17 protein-coding genes are annotated in these 18230 nt (G+C 35.3%); 11 read left to right on the top strand and 6 right to left on the bottom strand.

Features of this window, described 5'->3' with window-relative positions:
- Positions 1 to 47 precede the first annotated feature (47 nt).
- The 6 genes from FJR48_RS03970 to FJR48_RS03945 form a co-directional block, all read right to left on the bottom strand.
- On the bottom strand, positions 48 to 1715 hold the full coding sequence (locus tag FJR48_RS03970; protein WP_152306864.1) for a cation acetate symporter: 1668 nt from the start codon (positions 1713 to 1715) through the stop codon (positions 48 to 50).
- A gap of 1 nt (position 1716) precedes the next feature.
- Positions 1717 to 2031, bottom strand: coding sequence for a DUF485 domain-containing protein (locus tag FJR48_RS03965; protein ID WP_152306863.1), 315 nt, complete (start codon positions 2029 to 2031; stop codon positions 1717 to 1719).
- A 108-nt stretch (positions 2032 to 2139) separates the two neighbouring features.
- On the bottom strand, positions 2140 to 3507 hold the full coding sequence (locus FJR48_RS03960) for an OprD family outer membrane porin (RefSeq protein WP_152306862.1): 1368 nt from the start codon (positions 3505 to 3507) through the stop codon (positions 2140 to 2142).
- Between the two features lie 167 nt (positions 3508 to 3674).
- The gene (locus tag FJR48_RS03955; RefSeq protein WP_152306861.1) at positions 3675 to 5354 is read right to left on the bottom strand and encodes a methyl-accepting chemotaxis protein; all 1680 of its coding nucleotides are present in this window, start codon (positions 5352 to 5354) and stop codon (positions 3675 to 3677) included.
- Between the two features lie 87 nt (positions 5355 to 5441).
- Entirely contained in the window at positions 5442 to 6098 is a 657-nt protein-coding gene (locus tag FJR48_RS03950) for a response regulator transcription factor (RefSeq protein ID WP_152306860.1), read from the bottom strand.
- 1 nt (position 6099) lies between these two features.
- Complete coding sequence (locus FJR48_RS03945) at positions 6100 to 7344, bottom strand: sensor histidine kinase (RefSeq protein WP_241856116.1); 1245 nt, start codon at positions 7342 to 7344, stop codon at positions 6100 to 6102.
- 113 nt (positions 7345 to 7457) lie between these two features.
- Here FJR48_RS03945 and FJR48_RS03940 point away from each other — a divergent pair, with 113 nt between their 5' ends.
- The 11 genes from FJR48_RS03940 to FJR48_RS03890 all read left to right on the top strand — a co-directional run bounded on the left by FJR48_RS03940 (position 7458) and on the right by FJR48_RS03890 (position 18230).
- Positions 7458 to 7961 carry a peptidylprolyl isomerase gene (locus FJR48_RS03940; RefSeq protein WP_152306859.1) on the top strand — a complete coding sequence of 168 codons (504 nt, stop codon included), beginning with the start codon at positions 7458 to 7460 and terminating at the stop codon, positions 7959 to 7961.
- Positions 7962 to 8045: 84 nt separating this feature from the next.
- The gene (locus tag FJR48_RS03935) at positions 8046 to 9140 is read left to right on the top strand and encodes an epoxyqueuosine reductase QueH (RefSeq protein WP_152306858.1); all 1095 of its coding nucleotides are present in this window, start codon (positions 8046 to 8048) and stop codon (positions 9138 to 9140) included.
- A gap of 59 nt (positions 9141 to 9199) precedes the next feature.
- Complete coding sequence (gene fabZ / locus FJR48_RS03930; protein ID WP_152306857.1) at positions 9200 to 9646, top strand: 3-hydroxyacyl-ACP dehydratase FabZ; 447 nt, start codon at positions 9200 to 9202, stop codon at positions 9644 to 9646.
- A gap of 11 nt (positions 9647 to 9657) precedes the next feature.
- On the top strand, positions 9658 to 10446 hold the full coding sequence (lpxA, locus tag FJR48_RS03925) for an acyl-ACP--UDP-N-acetylglucosamine O-acyltransferase (RefSeq protein ID WP_152306856.1): 789 nt from the start codon (positions 9658 to 9660) through the stop codon (positions 10444 to 10446).
- Complete coding sequence (gene clpX, locus FJR48_RS03920; RefSeq protein WP_152306855.1) at positions 10443 to 11678, top strand: ATP-dependent Clp protease ATP-binding subunit ClpX; 1236 nt, start codon at positions 10443 to 10445, stop codon at positions 11676 to 11678. The genes lpxA and clpX overlap by 4 nt, the downstream gene beginning before the upstream one ends.
- 9 nt (positions 11679 to 11687) lie before the next feature.
- Positions 11688 to 12725 carry a rod shape-determining protein gene (locus FJR48_RS03915; RefSeq protein ID WP_152306854.1) on the top strand — a complete coding sequence of 346 codons (1038 nt, stop codon included), beginning with the start codon at positions 11688 to 11690 and terminating at the stop codon, positions 12723 to 12725.
- Positions 12718 to 13479 carry a rod shape-determining protein MreC gene (gene mreC / locus FJR48_RS03910; RefSeq protein WP_152306853.1) on the top strand — a complete coding sequence of 254 codons (762 nt, stop codon included), beginning with the start codon at positions 12718 to 12720 and terminating at the stop codon, positions 13477 to 13479. The genes FJR48_RS03915 and mreC overlap by 8 nt, the downstream gene beginning before the upstream one ends.
- A gap of 68 nt (positions 13480 to 13547) precedes the next feature.
- Entirely contained in the window at positions 13548 to 16802 is a 3255-nt protein-coding gene (carB, locus tag FJR48_RS03905) for a carbamoyl-phosphate synthase large subunit (RefSeq protein ID WP_152306852.1), read from the top strand.
- A complete protein-coding gene (locus FJR48_RS03900; protein WP_152306851.1) occupies positions 16763 to 17227 on the top strand; it encodes a hypothetical protein in 465 nt (154 codons plus the stop codon). Before carB ends, FJR48_RS03900 begins: the two co-directional genes overlap by 40 nt.
- Positions 17224 to 17664, top strand: a complete 441-nt coding sequence (locus FJR48_RS03895; RefSeq protein ID WP_152306850.1) for a hypothetical protein — start codon at positions 17224 to 17226, stop codon at positions 17662 to 17664. Before FJR48_RS03900 ends, FJR48_RS03895 begins: the two co-directional genes overlap by 4 nt.
- Positions 17664 to 18230: a Cj0371 family chemotaxis-regulating polar lipoprotein gene (locus FJR48_RS03890; protein ID WP_152306849.1), complete on the top strand. Its 567-nt coding sequence runs from the start codon at positions 17664 to 17666 to the stop codon at positions 18228 to 18230. The genes FJR48_RS03895 and FJR48_RS03890 overlap by 1 nt, the downstream gene beginning before the upstream one ends.

Raw genomic sequence — 18230 nt, 5'->3', positions numbered from 1 at the left:
TCTCCAATAGTTAAAAAAATGATAGATGGGATATACCCATCTATAAACTAGTGTTCAGATGCACCTTCGGCACCGATACCGGTTTGAGCTCTTACATACTGAGCTTCAAAAGCCTCTTGCTCATCTTTTGCATTTTGAGAATTATCTGTAATAGAGAAGAACCAGATTGCAACAAATGAAACAGTTACCGAGAACAATGCAGGATATTTATATGGGAAAATTGCTTCTGCATTTCCTAAAATTTGTACCCAAACAATCGGACCAAGTATAACTAAAAGTACTGCAGTAGCAAGACCCATAGATCCACCAATTACCGCACCGCGAGTAGTTAATTTTTTCCAATACATACTTAACATAAGTACAGGGAAGTTAGCTGATGCCGCAATAGCAAATGCTAAACCAACAACGAATGCAATGTTTTGTTTCTCAAATGCAATACCCATAATAATAGCTACGATACCAAGTCCGATTGTTGCCATTTTAGATACTTGCATCTCTTTCATTGAATCAACTTCACCTTTTTTAAACACTGATGCGTAAAGGTCATGCGAAATTGCAGATGCACCTGCAAGTGTAAGACCTGAAACAACCGCTAAAATAGTAGCAAAAGCAACCGCAGAGATGAAACCTAAGAAGAAGTCACCACCAACAGCGTGTGATAAGTGAATCGCTGCCATATTGTTTCCACCAAGAATCGGAGAACCACCGCTTACAGCTTGTTTAGCTACGTCTAAATATTCAGGATTTGTAAATACCATAACGATAGCACCAAAACCGATTATAAAAGTAAGGATATAAAAATAACCTATAAAACCTGTTGCATAAAAAACTGATTTACGAGCTTCTTTTGCATCTGCAACCGTAAAAAATCTCATTAAGATATGTGGTAAACCGGCTGTACCGAACATTAGTGCTACTGCAAGTGAAATAGCCGATACAGGATCAGATACCAATCCACCAGGACTCATTACTTCAACACCTTTCATTTCAACAGCTTTTGCAAACAACGATCCGAAGTTAAAGTCATAGTGCGCCATAACAGCTACAGCCATGAAAGTAGCACCTGAAAGTAGTAAAAACGCCTTAATAATCTGTACCCATGTAGTAGCAAGCATACCACCAAACGTTACATAAAGTACCATAAGTACACCGACTAATATTACTGCAATTTCATACTCTAAACCAAATAGTAACTGGATTAATTTACCCGAACCAACCATTTGAGCAATTAGATAAAGGATAACAGTTGCGATAGAACCAGATGCCGCTAACGTACGGATAGGTGTTTGACGAAGTCTATAAGATGCAACGTCGGCAAAAGTATATTTACCTAAGTTTCTTAAAGGCTCTGCAATTAAGAAAAGGATAATTGGCCAACCAACCAAGAAACCGATTGAGTAGATAAGACCATCGTAACCTTTTAGATATACAAGACCGGAAATACCTAGGAATGACGCAGCAGACATATAATCACCCGCAATTGCCATACCGTTTTGGAAACCTGTGATTCCACCACCTGCCGTATAGAAATCTTTTGCAGATTTTGTACGCTTTGCAGCCCAATAAGTGATACCTAAAGTACCACCGACAAATAATAAAAACATGATAATAGCAGATAAGTTAAGTTCTTGCTTTGCTATTTCACCCTCTATCGCACCACCTGCCATTACAGCTACGGCACCTAAAATTAAAAATAAAAATATTCTATTAAACATATTAGTCCTCTCCAACCGATTTTTTTACAGCGTTAGCTAAATCATCAAACTCAGAGTTTGCTCTTTTTGTATATATACCAGTTAGTATAAATGCAAAAACAATAATAGCTATACCTATAGGGATACCGATAGTCGTAACGGTATCAGCACCTAGAGGAGCACCAAGTACAGCAGGATCAAATGCAATAGTTAAAATAAATGCAAAATACACTACTAACATTGCGATTGTTAACTTAACAGCAAAACCGTTTCTAGTTTGAACTAGCTTTTGGTAATCAGGATTTGCTTTGATTTTTTCAACAAGTTCTTTTTCCATAAAATTTTCCTTTTATTTATTTAATACACCAAAAGAAGTAATTCTTTTGGTTACGCTAACGCTTAGTTTCTCTCGGCGTGAAGCCCAAGCGAGCAGTCGCTTTTAAAATTAGAAATTATAGTTAGCTATAAATCTATATTCACTCCAAGAAACAGCACCGTTTAAAGTTGGATTTGCATCAGTCTTTTTAGCATAAAAATCATCTGCAAAGTTACCGCGTAAACGAAGTTGTAAACCTTTTACGGCTTTCATATTATAAATAAAATCAAAACCTATTTCAGAAGCATCATCTTCGGTATAACCGTTGTTGTTATCCATATCAAAAGTTGCATAATATCCAACTGCTTTAAGACCTAAATCTTTAAAGTTGTAAGAAGCTGCAAGTTTCGTAGCTTTTGTTCCTGCTAAAAACATATGACGAGTAACCATACCTTGAGTAAATGCAGGCATACCACCCCATGGAGTTATAGTAGCACTATTAACTATCTCATTTGGATTATTAGTATCGCTTTGTTCAGAGTAAGCTACATATGCAGTGAAATTTCCAACATTTGCACCAAACTTAGCCGCATAATAAAGTGAATCAATATCACCGTTACCTGCAATGTTTTTAACTAATTTATCTCCAACACCGTTTTCATTAATTACTTGAACCGCAGCAAAAGGTTTTACCGCATCGCTTAATAAACAAGTCCATGATACAGATGCATCGGCATAAATAGCATTTAAGATATCGTGTGCGTAGTAGTCCCAAACCTGAGCTTTAATCGCACCGTTTTTATATGAAGCAGCTACTACGGATACGCCGTCCGTGTTTTTACCTACTGCATATCCACCCATATTTTCAAAATCACCGACTTTATCTCTAGAGTCAACAGCCGAGTACCCTGCTGTAGTTGCCAAAATACCACCGTTATAAGCACGTCCGAAAGTACCTTGAGCAAACTTTGTAACATGACCTGCAATTAAAGTCGTATTTGGAATATCTGAGTTTATCATTAAATACGCTTCAAATAAGTTTGGAAGCATACGAGCATCATCGCTACCCGCAAGTGGAGTATTTAATTTTTGGCGACCCATTTTAAATACGGTATTTCCTATTTTATACTGTACGTAGGCCTCGCCCAAAATTGAATACGCTTCATTGTCAGGACCAAGTAGAGTTGGATCTACTTTATTATAATTAGTTTTATCACTATCGTTAAACAAACCGTTTGTAGTGTAAAAAGCAGTACCGAAACTTAAACCCTTAAAGTCTGCAGTTTCAAATTTTAAATGACCGCCGATTGCATTTGCATCTCTTGTATAGTCTTGTTTTGAAATTCTAGTATCTTCTACACTTCTTGAGATACTAAAAGCACGAATTTGACCACTAGCCTTACCTTCACTGAACATTGTAGATAAATCTTCAGCCGCCTGAACATTAACAGAACTTAGAAGTCCTAATGTCATTGCACTTAATACTATTCTTTTCATCCCATTCCTTTTGTTAGAAATAATTAACATTCTAATAGTAAAATTGGAAAATAGCATGAACATAGCATTATTGCTATAATTAGAATTCTCTTAAATAACTTTAATTATATGTGAATATATGTAACATATCTATATTTGATATGCTACACAACTACTCACTTATAAAATCAAGTTTTAAAATGTTCAAGTTTTTCGGTAAGAGTCTCTGTCATTTTATTTAGATGCTCGGTAGCGATAGATATCTCTTCGACACTTCTTGAATTAGATATAGATATATCGTTTATCTCATTTATACCTTGTATAATCTCTTGAAGATATTCACTTGTATTTTCAAAATCGACTACTGTTTTATCGCTTGCCTGTGTGGCATTGTTTACAATTTCTGTAGTAAAATTTATTTTTTCTTCTACTAATGCGGCTGCGGAAGCTAATTCATTCATAGCCTCTGAGTTAGAATTCATCTGCTCGCTTGCAGTTACCGTTGATTGAACTATGATACTTATAGTAGTGTTAATTTCAGTAAGAGATTTTTGAGTTCGCTCGGCAAGTTTTCTAACCTCATCGGCGACTACGGCAAATCCGCGTCCGTGTTCACCCGCACGTGCTGCTTCTATAGCTGCATTTAATGCAAGCAGATTGGTTTGATCTGCAATATCGGATATAACCTCTAAAATAGCCTTAACCTGCTCGGTATCACGAGATAAAGTCTCTACAGATTCGGCTAATTCAACTTCTGCTTGAGCTGAATGTTGTACTTTTGTAGTTAAACTAACAATCTCGTCTCTTGCTTCTGATAAACTATTATTTGCTTCAATCATTTCAACTTTTGAATTTTTTGCATCATCTACCGAAATTACTATCTCTTTTTGAATTTCTGAAGCTTTTTTTGTAGTTTGTGAGACTATATCAACCGACTTTTCTACATTTTCCCCGACAGTTGAAGCTGTTACGGACAACTCTTTAGATATAGATGCATTTTCTATACTTGTCTGTTTTGCATTGTCAACACTCATTTGAACTTTTTCTATAAATTCATTTACGTTTTGTGCGACATCTTGAAGTTCATCTTTACTGTCAATATTTACTCTTTGGGTTAAGTCACCGTCGCCGTGAGCCAAATCAGTCGTTACGTTTAATATATTGTGAATAGGTGAAACAATCAGTTTTCTTGCTATAAATGAAACGATTAAAGCTATGATAATTGCTAATACTATAGAAGTAATAAGTGTTTTCATAACGGTCTTGGCAATTAAATCAGCTGCTTCATCTTCGATAACCTTAACTTTTTTCTCAATGTTATCTATATACTGTCCTGTTCCGATTATCCAACCCCACTGTTTAAATATGGCTACATATGATATTTTTGGTTGCGGTTCATCCGAACCGGGCTTTGACCAATGATATTTAACAATACCGCTTCCTTTTGTCGTTGCTACTTTTGCCATTTCTACAAACAACCTGACACCGTTTGGGTCTTTTACGTTTGAGAGGTCGCTACCGTTTAACTGAGGTTTTATAGGATGCATAATCATTTTTGGGGAAGTATCGTTTATCCAAAAATAACCACCTTCTCCAAAACGTATATTTTGAACTATCTTTAAAGCTTCATCTTTTGCTTTTTCTTCATCTGTATGAGAAGATAGACCTTCAATACCTTTTACAACTATATCAACATATCCTTTAAGCTTATCAGATTCCTCTTTATAAGCTTGTACCCTATACTCTTTAATACGTTGTTCAGTAATAGAGTTAATATTTGAGACTGCTTGAAACAAATTTGCAACCGATAAGATAAGTATAGTTGCAAGTATAATGTGAATTATTTTTGTAGATATTTTTACTTTCATGATAACACCCCTTTGAGTTATTTATATAAATAAATTTTATACTTCTTTTAAAAGCATACCATATTTTAAAACAAAAACAAAATTTAACTATGGTTTTTCTATCATATATCCCATCCCCCTTATATTTAAAATAACATCTTCTTTTAAAGTTTTTTTAAGTCTATTAATCTCGGCACGTATTGTCGCATTATCAACAAATGAATCTGTCCAGATATAATTGGTAAACTGCTCAAAATCAACGACCATTCCACGGTTTCTTGCTAAAAGATCAATTATTTGAGATTGTCTTTTCGTAAGGGTTTGCGGTTCATTGTTAAAAAGAAGTGTTGAGTGTTCTTGGTCATACGAATAATTTTTTGATAGCCTAAGATGCACGCGTGGAGTATCGTTTGATATTTTTACCCTGTCTATCCTTAAAGCCAACTCTTTTAAATGAAAAGGTTTTTTCAAGTAATCATAGCAACCCAAATCATACGCACGGGAAATATCTTCAATATCTACCAATGCACTTATATAGATAGCGGGAGAGTGGATTTTTAACTCATGTATCTTTTCTAAAAAACTCAGCCCGTCCATTCCCGGCACGTTTATATCTAAAATCAGTAAATCGTATGCATTTTCTTTAATAGCTTCAAGAGCTTCAAGACCATCGACAAAAGTTTGAACTTTATGCCCTTGAGCTTCTAAAAACTCGCATATGGATTCATTAAGCATCAATTCATCTTCAAGTAGTAATATTTTCATATTATTCGCCTATCATTTTAAATACATATGTAAAAGATGTTTTATTCTCATCCGAACTAACTTTAATCTCGACACCCTCTTCATCACAAATATTTCGTACCATTTGAAGTCCAAGTCCAAAACCTTCGCGGTTTTTTTCTTCTCTATAGTATGCTTCAAACACTTTATCGATTTCTTTAATAGCTTTTGATTTACTAGACATAGAAAACTCTATGTTTGAACCAAACTGTTTTAAATTTACATCTATAATTTCACCTGCCAATGTATATTTAATCGCATTTGTAATCGTATTATCTACAATACGTTGTAATTTTGTCTTGTTAAAATATATATGTAAATTTTCTTCAGGCACATTATAATCAAAACTAACTTTAGACATGGTAGCTACATCTTTAAAAAAATCTATTCTATAACTTATATAGTCTCCAAAATTAATCATAGATTTCGGATATTCAACTTGGTCTTTTTTTACCAAGTAACTTAAATCATCATAGATGCTAAATATATTTTTAACAGCCGCTTCTATTTTTGATAGATGCTTATCCTTTGGATGTTTCATAGTGTAGAGTTCTATTGAAGTAAGAATGACACTAAGAGGGGTATTTGTTTCATGTACCGTATAACGAAGAAACTTTTTTTGTGCATCTAGTATCTCTTCTGAAAACTCTTTTTCTTGTAGTAGTTTTTTATTTGTTTCTTGTAGATTAATTGTTTTTTTCTTAACCCTGTCTTCAAGGTTTTGATTTAAATCTTTTAATATTCTTTTTTGCTCACTTATCGTATCCACCATATTATTTGCATAACCGACCATTATTTTAAAATCTTTAAAAAATATAGTATGCGGATTTAAGACATAATCTTTATGCGCGGTCTCTTTAAAAAATTTTAAAAAAACTTGTAAATCTCTCTGCAATAGATAGTTAAGTATTTTATAAAGACCAAGAACTATAGTAAAAAGTATAAAAGCGAGTGTAGCAATTGCAATTGTATTTTTTATAAATATTCTTTTTAGTTCTTTTTTTGTTTCGTGATATTTTTGCATCTGTTCTTCGTTAAGATTTTCTCCGGATATAGACAACTCTTTTAAAAGTGTTCTTTCGTAATCAAAATAATTTTCTTCAATAAGTAAAAACGCAAATATAACAGTAAAAATAAATACGATAAATATTGTAAAAAAATCAGCTTGTTTTATAGTAATACTATTTTTTTTCTTCATAAAATAATTATCTATCTTACTTATGAACATGATTACACAATCCTTTTATCTATTTTCTTTTCAAATGTAAGTTTACTAAAATTGTGTTTAAAAAATTTCACTATAATTCCAAATATTAAAAAAATGCCAAATAAGGATTTATAATGTTTGGAAGAACAGAACTTAAAACATACGACTTATCTCAAGAAGAGATCAATAAATTTCAATACGCGAAGATAGATACTGCAAAAGGTATTATCTGGATTAAACTGCTTCCTGAGGAGACTCCAAATACGGTTGCAAACTTTGCACATTTAGCTAATACCGGTTTTTACGATAACCTTAACTTCCACCGTGTAATACCGGGCTTTATGGCTCAAGGCGGATGCCCTCACGGTACAGGAACAGGAGGACCGGACTGGGCTATCCCTTGTGAAACTGAGAAAAACACTACTATTCATAGACGTGGTGCACTTTCAATGGCACACGCAGGTCCAAATACAGGTGGAAGCCAATTTTTCATCACTTTCGTTCCAACTCCTCACTTAGACGGTGTCCATACTGTTTTTGGTCTTATCGAAGAAGACGATGCAGATAGTTTTGCAGTTCTTGACTCTATAGAGATGCAAGATGCTATAAACTCTATAAGCGTAGTAGAAAATAGATAATGTTTAATAATAACCTCTCGCCGATAGGTGTAGCTTCAGTGAGAGGAATTATAAAGTAGCTTTGCTGCTTTATAAGAAGACAATATGCTGGTCCACATATGTTGTAGCGTAGATTCCCACTTCTTTTTAGAAAAGCTACAAAAGGACTACCCGCAGGAGAAGCTTACAGGCTTTTTCTACGACCCAAATATACATCCATATTCAGAATATCAACTCAGACTTTTAGATGTACAACGTTCATGCAAAAAACTTGGCATCGAAGTAATAGAGGGTGAATACGATTATGAATCTTGGATGGATGCAGTCAAAGGGCTAGAGAAAGAGCCTGAAAAAGGTGCCAGATGCGAAGTATGTTTTGATAAACGCTTTGAAACATCGGCAAATAAAGCACTAGAACTTGGCGAGACAACTTTCACAACAACACTTCTTGTAAGCCCTTTAAAATCTCAAGAGCAACTAAAACGCTCAGGAGAATTATTTGAGAAAAAGCACGGCGTAAAATTTATAGCAGTTGACTATCGCTCCGGTGGCGGCACACAAGACCAATCACGTGTTACTAAAGAAGAACAACTATATCGTCAAGACTACTGTGGATGCATCTATGGTTTAACTATACAACGTGAACAACAAAATAGACTTATGGATGAGATGTTTTCACCTGTTTCAGGGGCAATTCTTCCTGCTTCTATCGAGGAAAGATTAGAGTTTTATAAAAAGAGGATAGAACTAGAAGATAAAGGTGTTAAATATAAAATTCTAAAACAAAAGTTTTTAAACTATCGTCAATTTTCATCAAGACTTATAAAAGGCAAACGTGAAATAATACCTTCTTATACACTTTCTTACTCTTTACTGAATAGAAAAAAAGCACAAGGACGCATAGAATTTGAACACGACAAAGTCTATTATTTAAATAAAGATGAGATAAAAATTATTACATTAGATTATTATAATGCAATAGCTTCAACTGAGTATAAAAACGTTTTTGAACTAATTTACGGACAAGAAAATTTTGAAAATGAACTAAAAATCAGAAATTTAATTTTAAAGAATGAAAACAACTATTTATTAGACCTCAGCCCCGTAATTATAGTCGATACTATACCTGATGCAAAGATTACATATGAATTGGATGCAAAAATATATGATGATGTTAAAGAAAAACTGATAACCTTATAATCTAACTGTAAACTTTTTTTAGCTAAAATATCCAAAATTATTATATAAGGCTGTTTTATATGGTTATGGATGTAACTCAAATTCAAAAAATTATTCCCCATCGTTACCCCTTTTTACTTGTTGATAGAATCACTGAAGTAAATATAAATAAAAACTTGGTAGGCTATAAGAACATAAGTATAAGTGAACCCGTATTTCAAGGTCACTTTCCCGGACACCCTATATATCCCGGTGTTATGATACTAGAAGGTATGGCTCAAGCCGGAGGAATTTTGGCATTTCAAAGTATGGAGATGACAGAGGAAGAAGCTGCAAAAAAAGTAGTATATTTTATGAGCATCGATAATGCAAAATTTAGAACCCCAGTTAAACCCGGAGACAGATTAGAATACAGAATTTCAATTGTAAAACAAAAAGCTGCTATTTGGATGTTAAGAGGTGAAGCTTTTGTTGATGACAAACTTGTTTCAGAAGCTGATTTAAAAGCTATGATCGTAGATAAGTAAAGGTTTTAAATATGAGTAAAATATCACCGCAAGCAATCATAGAAGATGGGGCTGTAATAGGTGAAAATGTAGAGATTGGAGCATTTTGTTTTATCTCAAGTGAATCGACTATCGGAGACGGTACTACTATTGCACAAGGTGCTTGTATATACGGTAAAACTACCATCGGCAAAAACAATAGAATATTTTCTCATGCGGTTATAGGCTCAATCCCTCAAGATTTAAAATTTAGGGGTGAAGAAGTTGAACTTATTATCGGAGACAATAATACAATTCGTGAATTTACGCTTTTTAACCCTGGAACCGAAGGCGGTGGCAGTAAAACCGTAATCGGGAACAATAATCTTTTTATGGGTTATGTTCATCTTGGACATGATGTTATAGTAGGAAACAACTGTATATTGGCAAATTCTGCTGCATTAGCCGGACATGTCGAGATAGGAGACCATGTAGTTATAGGCGGAGGCGGAGTAGCAGTGCATCAGTTTGTACACATAGGTGACTATGCAATGATTGGCGGAGCAAGTGCACTGACACAAGACGTACCTCCGTATTGTATGGCCGAGGGTAACCGTGCAACTCTTAGAGGACTTAACCTTAACGGTCTTAGACGCCATTTGGAACGCGATGATATAAATGAGATAAAATCAGCTTATAGAAAACTTTTTGAAAGCGGTCAGCCGTTAAAAGACAGTGCTGCTGAAATCTTAAAAGATTCTAAAAACAGTTTTGTCAAAAATATATGTGAATTTGCCATAGAGACAAAAAGAGGTATACCTTATGAAAGGAAAACCAAATGATAGAGAGAAAATGTAGCTTTTGCGGTGCAAGTGAAAACGAACAAAATCCTATAATTTCTGGAAACGGCGTATATATATGTAAAAACTGTGTAATTTCAGCTTACAAAGTGATGTTTGGTGACGAACAAGGAAGTGCCGTTGAATCTTCTGAGTTGATAGATGCAGTCGATAAACTTATGACACCTAAAGAGTTGGATAATTTTTTAGGCGATTATGTAATAGGTCAAGAGCGTGCACGTAAACTTATAAGTGTAGCCGTATATAATCACTACAAACGTATCTTTAAAAATGACGTAAAAGATGACGACGACACGGAAATAGCAAAATCAAATGTACTGCTAATAGGCCCTACCGGTAGCGGTAAGACACTTATGGCTCAAACAATCGCAAGAGTGTTAAATGTTCCTATCGCCATTGCGGATGCTACAAGCTTGACAGAAGCCGGTTATGTGGGTGAAGATGTTGAAAATATCTTGACAAAACTTATTCAAGCAGCTGAAGGTGATGTTGAAAAAGCTCAAAAAGGTATAGTTTTTATCGATGAAGTAGATAAAATATCACGCATGAGTGAAAACCGCTCCATTACCCGTGACGTTAGCGGTGAAGGTGTTCAACAGGCTCTTCTTAAAATTATAGAGGGTGCAGATGTAAATATTCCGCCAAAAGGGGGAAGAAAACACCCTAATCAAGAGTTTACCACAATTAACACTACAAATATTTTATTTATCTGTGGTGGTGCGTTTGACGGTCTTGATGAAATACTAAAGAAAAAACAAGGCAAGAACGTGCTAGGTTTTGGTCAAGAGAAAAAAAGTAAAGATGAACAGCAGACTACATATGCGATGGTTGAGCCTGATGACTTGGTAAGTTACGGTGTAATTCCGGAATTGGTCGGACGTTTGCCTATCATAGCTTCGCTTAACGAAATAAGTGAAGATGATATGGTACGCATTTTAACAGAACCTAAAAATTCTCTTGTAAAACAATACAAAAAACTTTTCTCCATAGATAATGTTGAATTGAACTTTGAAGAGGATGCTTTAAGAGCGATAGCTGCAAAGTCAATCAAACGTAAAACCGGTGCACGTGGTCTTCGTGCAATCTTGGAAGAAAATATGATCGATATTATGTATGAACTTCCTGAATATAGCGGATATGAGGTTTTAATAACTAAAGATGTTATTGAAAATGAGGCAGAGCCTGTATATATTAAAAAACAAAAAACAGCGTAAGGGATAAAGATGGTATTTAACAAACTAGTAGGACTTTTTTCAAATGACTTATCGATAGATTTGGGTACTGCAAATACGATTGTAATTGCTAAAGGGCGCGGTATTATTATTAACGAACCTTCAGTTGTAGCCGTAAAAACAGAAAAATATGGACAACAACGTGTATTGGCAGTCGGTAAAGAAGCCAAAGAGATGGTCGGGAAAACTCCTGGTAATATCAAAGCTATCCGTCCAATGCGTGACGGCGTCATAGCTGATTTTGATATGACGGAAAAAATGATTCGTAAGTTTATTGAAAAAGCACACGGGCGTTCAGCTTTAGTATCTCCTCGTATCATTATTTGTGTGCCTTACGGTTTAACTCAGGTTGAGCGTAAAGCCGTTCGTGAATCGGCACTAAGTGCAGGTGCACGTGAAGTTTTTCTTATCGAAGAACCGATGGCTGCTGCAATCGGTGCCGGTGTTGAGATTCGTAATCCGCAAGGTAACTTGGTTGTCGATATAGGTGGCGGTACTACAGAAATAGGTGTCGTATCTCTTGGTGGACTGGTACTGTCAAAGTCTATCCGTGTAGCAGGTGATAAAATCGATCAGGCTATCGTTAACTACATTCGTAAAAAATACAACTTACTTATAGGTGAGCGTGTAGCAGAAGATATTAAAATCAACATTGGAACTGCCGTAGCACTTGAGACCGAACTTGCTATGGTTACAAACGGGCGTGACCAAGTTGAAGGTCTTTTAAGTTCTGTTGAATTAACAAGTGAAGATGCTCGTGAAGCTATGCGTGAACCGCTTCGTGAGATTGGTGAAGCACTTCGTGACGTATTGGAGCAAATGCCGCCTGATTTAGCAGGAGATATCGTTAATCACGGTATTATTTTAACAGGTGGTGGAGCATTAATTCGTCAACTTGACAAATTCTTATCAGATATTGTAAAAATACCTGTATTTGTTGCAGATGAACCACTTTTAGCCGTAGCACGCGGAACAGGTCGTGCACTAGAAGAGATAGACTTACTACAAGAGCTTTTTGAGAATGAATAAAGAGCTACTTAGCTTTTTTTTAATATTCATAGCACTCTTTGTAGGTGCTATGTATTATACAAATATAATTCAAGGACCGTTTATTTCAGCTCTGAACTATGTAAAATCAACATATCACGATACTGTAGAATATGCCTCTGAAAATATCGACAAGCATTTTTTTCAAACCAAACAGATAGAAGAACTAAAAGAAAAACTTGAAAAATATGAAAACAATCACTTGGTTATGCAACAGCTCGCTTCTGAAGTAAATGATCTGTTTTCAGTAAATAAAACAACATTAAAAACTAATCCAAAAGTTGAACTTGTCCGTGCTATTTCGTATAAAAGATTTGGTGATTTAAACAGATTGTGGATAGAGATGGATGATTTTAATTCTTCTAAAATATACGGCCTGACGTATAAAGAGTTAGTAGCAGGGATTGTCGTATCAAACGGAGACAAACCTCTTGCTATATTAAATAGAGACAGAAAATGTACATATGCAGTATATGTTGGAGATAAAAAAGCTCCCGGTGTTGCAAACGGAAACGATGAAAAAAATATTATGGTTGAGTATATTCCCTCTTGGTTTAAAATAAAAAAAGGTGACCTTGTAACTACCTCCGGACTCGATGATATTTTTTTTAAAGGTTTAAAAGTCGGAACAGTACTGTCCGTCACAAAAAGTCAGGGTTATCAAAGTGCTGTTGTTGAACCATATTACGATTCAAGCGAGCCAAGTTACTTCCACCTTATAAAATCCGTTAAATAAATATTATTGAGTAATCATTTTTTAAGTGCTCTTTGGCTATAATCCAAAAAAAATTATAAGGTTTTTTGATGCCAAAACGCACCGACATAAATACTATTTTACTTATTGGCTCCGGTCCGATTGTTATCGGTCAAGCTTGTGAATTTGACTACTCAGGTACTCAAGCCGTTAAAACTCTAAAAGAGTTGGGTTATCGAGTAGTTCTTATAAATTCAAATCCTGCTACTATTATGACTGATCCTGAATTTGCCGACCGTACTTATATTGAGCCTATAAAAGAAGATGTTGTTGCTAAAATTATTAAAGAAGAAAACGTAGATGCCATCCTACCTACTATGGGTGGTCAAACAGCACTAAACGTTGCAACTTCGATGTATGAGAAAGGGATGCTCGAAGGTGTAGAATTTTTAGGTGCATCTCCTGAAGCCATCCATAAAGGTGAAGATCGTTCGGCTTTTAACGAGGCTATGGTAAAAATCGGAATGGACTTACCAAAAAGTGCTAATGCATACTCGGTTGAAGAAGCTATGGAAGTAGCACGTGAAATCGGTTTTCCTGTAATATCCAGAGCTTCTTTTACCCTAGCCGGCGGGGGAAGCGGTGTAGCATACAATATGGAAGAGTTTGAAAAACTGGCAGCTGCAGGTATTGAAGCTAGTCCGGTAAACGAAATAGAGATTATGGAGTCGATGCTTGGTTGGAAAGAGTACGAGATGGAAGTTATCCGTGACCATGCCGATAACTGTATAATCGTATGTTCGATTGAAAACTTTGACCCTATGGGTGTTCATACCGGAGATTCTATAACTGTAGCACCTGCACTTACTCTTACGGATAAAGAGTACCAAAGAATGCGTGATGCTTCTTTTGCAATTTTGCGTGAAATCGGTGTAGATACGGGCGGGTCTAACGTTCAGTTCTCAATCAACCCAAAAGACGGTCGTATGATTGTTATTGAAATGAACCCTCGTGTATCTCGTTCATCTGCACTCGCATCTAAAGCTACAGGTTATCCTATTGCAAAAGTTGCAACACTTCTGGCTGTTGGATTTACTTTAGATGAAATCACAAACGATATTACGGGTACACCTGCATCGTTTGAGCCTGTAATTGACTACGTTGTTACAAAAGTACCTCGTTTTACATTTGAGAAATTTCCTGAAGCTATAAGCACACTTGGAACAAGTATGAAGTCCGTAGGTGAAGCTATGGCAATTGGTCGTACTTTTAAAGAGTCAATACAAAAAGCATTATGTTCACTTGAAACAGGACTTTGCGGTTTTGACCCGATAGATGCAGATATACAAGAGATAAAGCGTGAAATTCGCCGTCCAAATGCTGACCGTGCACTTTATGTAGCTGAAGGTTTTAGACGCGGTATGAGCATTGAAGAAATGTTTGATACGTGTGCAATTGACCCTTGGTTTCTTTACCAACTACAAGAACTCATAGATGCAGAAAATAATGTAACAAAAGATATCCTTACAGATGAGAACCAAATGCGTCTTTTAAAAGCCGACGGTTTTTCAGACAAACGTTTAGCTCAACTTGTAAGCCAAAATTCAAATGTAAAATGCAGTGAAGATGATGTAAATAAAGCTAGAAAAGATATGGCTATAACAATGGAATACAACGAAGTCGATACTTGTGCTGCAGAGTTTGAAGCACTTACACCATATCTTTACTCAACTACAAATATAACTAAAATACCTGCACCTAAAAGACAAAGCAATAAGAAAAAAGTCCTTATTATAGGTGGTGGTCCAAATAGAATCGGTCAAGGTATAGAATTTGACTACTGTTGTGTTCATGCTGCATTTGCACTAAAAGAAATGGATATAGAAACCATTATGTACAACTGTAACCCTGAAACGGTATCAACGGATTATGACACTTCAGACGTGCTTTATTTTGAGCCTATTGATTTTGAACACGTACGTGAAGTAATTGAACAAGAAAAACCCGATGGAATCATAGTTCACTTTGGTGGACAAACTCCTCTTAAACTAGCTGATAGCCTAACTAAAATAGGTGCAAATATATCTGGTACGCCTTCTGCCGTCATTGATTTAGCAGAAGATAGAGAACAGTTTAGCGATTTTGTAAACAAACATGGTTTAAAACAACCCGCTAACGGTCTTGCATCTGCAAAAGAGCAAGCTCCTGCAATAGCATCTAGAATAGGATATCCCGTACTTGTTCGTCCCTCTTTCGTACTAGGCGGTCGCGGTATGAAAATAGTATATTCTGAAGATGAGTTAAACGAATATATGGAACTTGCTATTTCAGTTTCAAACGAAGCTCCGGTTTTAATTGACAAGTTTTTAGATCAGGCGATTGAACTTGATGTTGATTGTATATCTGACGGCAATGAAGTATATATAGGTTCAGTTATGCAACATATTGAAGAAGCGGGCATCCATTCGGGTGATTCGGCTTGTTCACTGCCTCCTGTAAATTTAAGCGATGAGATGATTAAAAAAGTTGAAGCTCAAACCAAAGTTATAGCTTTAGGTCTCGGTGTACGCGGTCTTATGAATGTTCAGTATGCTATTTATGAAGGTGAAATTTATCTGATAGAAGTAAATCCAAGAGCTAGCCGTACTGTTCCGTTTGTATCCAAAGCTACAGGTATGCCGCTTGCAAAAGTTGCAACTCGTGTAATGATGGGAGAAACTCTTAGAAGTTCACTAGATTTTTACGATAAATATAATATAGTAAAAGAAGATAACGGTGTACTAAAACCTGAGCTTAAAGGTCATATATCCGTAAAAGAAGCAGTTTTTCCTTTCCATAAACTAATAGGAGCCGATTTGACTCTTAGCCCTGAGATGAAATCAACCGGTGAGGTTATGGGTGTAAGTAAAAACTTTGGAATAAGTTTTGCAAAATCTCAAATAAGTGCAGGAAATAAAATCCCAACAGCAGGTACATGTTTTCTAAGCTTTGTAGATGCAGACAAAGAAAATGCAACCGAAATTGCACAAGGTTTAGTAAATCACGGATTTAAACTGGTAGCTACTAAAGGTACACAAGAGCATCTAGCTTCTAAGGGTGTTGAGTGTGAACGTATATTAAAAATATCAGAAGGTCGCCCAAATATAGAAGACTCTATGAAAAACGACGAGATAGCAATGGCTATAAATACTTCGGATAACAATACTGCTAAAAAAGATGCCGTAGTTATACGTCAAGAGGTACTTAAGCGTTCAATTCCTTACTTTACTACTTTAAGTGCCGCTCGTGCTTTATTGCTTGCACTTGATGAGATGAAAGATGATTCATGGTCAGATGCAAAAGCAATACAAGATTTCTTAATATAAAATCATTAGTTCTTTTAACTCAAACCGACACTACCGTCGGTTTTATCTCACAAAATAATTCTAAACTCTCAAATATAAAATCACGTCCGGAGTCAAAACCTTTTATAAAAGTATATAACTCTTTATCATTAATAAAATCAAGAGTTCCCAAAAGTAAAAAAAAACTTGTAAGACGTGCAAAAAAAACAACATTTATAATAAAGAACAAAGCCTTTAGAGTAGATAGTTCTTATAAAAACTCTCAAATATTAAGAGATTTAAACTGGCATTATTCTACAAGTGCAAATGAAATAGGCAAAAATTTTAACAGAGATTTTTGTGAACATAAAACTGATATAATCATAGAAGATAAATACGGTTTACATGAATTGTCATCATCTAAACTTTTAAAAATAAATGACTACAAAATCAGGAGCTTGAGATGAGTAAAGTTTTTATGGCACTGCTTACCGGAATGCTTGTCACATTTATAGTTGATTTTTTTCTTTTTTTAGGGATAAAGCTACATTATATCGATGCAAATGAGATAGAGATATACTTCAACATTTTATTTGCAGATAATCAAAACTTTGCTTTTTTCTTTTTATTTAGCGGAATATTCGGCTTTATTATTATATTTATAGAGAATAAAAAGCTTACAATCTTTACAATTATTAGTTTAACTATTTTAGCTATACTTCCACTTTTTGAACCTCTAGGTAAATCTTTAGGGGAGGCTATGTTTATGAAAAAAGGCATTAGCTACAAAGACAGTCGTTTTAATTTTTACGGAGATGTTTACTATGACGGACGTAAAAATATAACATTTTACGATTATGAACTCCAAAAAATGATTTTGTTAAAGAAAAAGGATTTAAGATAATGAGACATATATCCAGTATAGCAGGCGGAGTTGCATTAGGAAGTGCCGGAATAGCGATGATGAGCATACTAAGCGGATGTTCACAACAGCAAGAACAACAAGCTCAAAACAAATTTTTAGTTATAGAACAACAAGCAAACGGAAAATATAAAGTTATAGAGGAGATGCCAACTCAAGGTGAATCTCGTGCTATTATACGTGAGCGCGATGCAAACGGAAATGTAACTGAGCGTTTTATGAGTGAAGCTGAAATGAAAGCACTGGCTGAACAAGAGTATGCAAAAGTTCAAAACGGTTCAAGCGAGACAATTCAAAGCGGCAGTGCAGATGCCGGTATGGGCTTAGCAGGGACTATTTTAGCCGTTGCTGCGGGAAGTCTGCTTGGAAATATGATAGGTAATGCACTGATGAATAATAAAAACTTTGCAAACCGTTCATCCGCAGTAAATAAAAGTGCATACAGCCGTTCGGCTACTGCTAAATCTTCAAAAAGCAGTTCAAGCAAAAAAAGTTTCTTTGGAAACAACAAATCTTCAACTTATGGAAGCAGAAGTTATAGCGGATAA

It is taken from the genome of Sulfurimonas lithotrophica, from assembly GCF_009258225.1.
In the GTDB taxonomy this organism is placed as follows: Bacteria; Campylobacterota; Campylobacteria; order Campylobacterales; family Sulfurimonadaceae; genus Sulfurimonas; species Sulfurimonas lithotrophica.
This window is presented reverse-complemented; position numbering and strand designations above follow the sequence as displayed.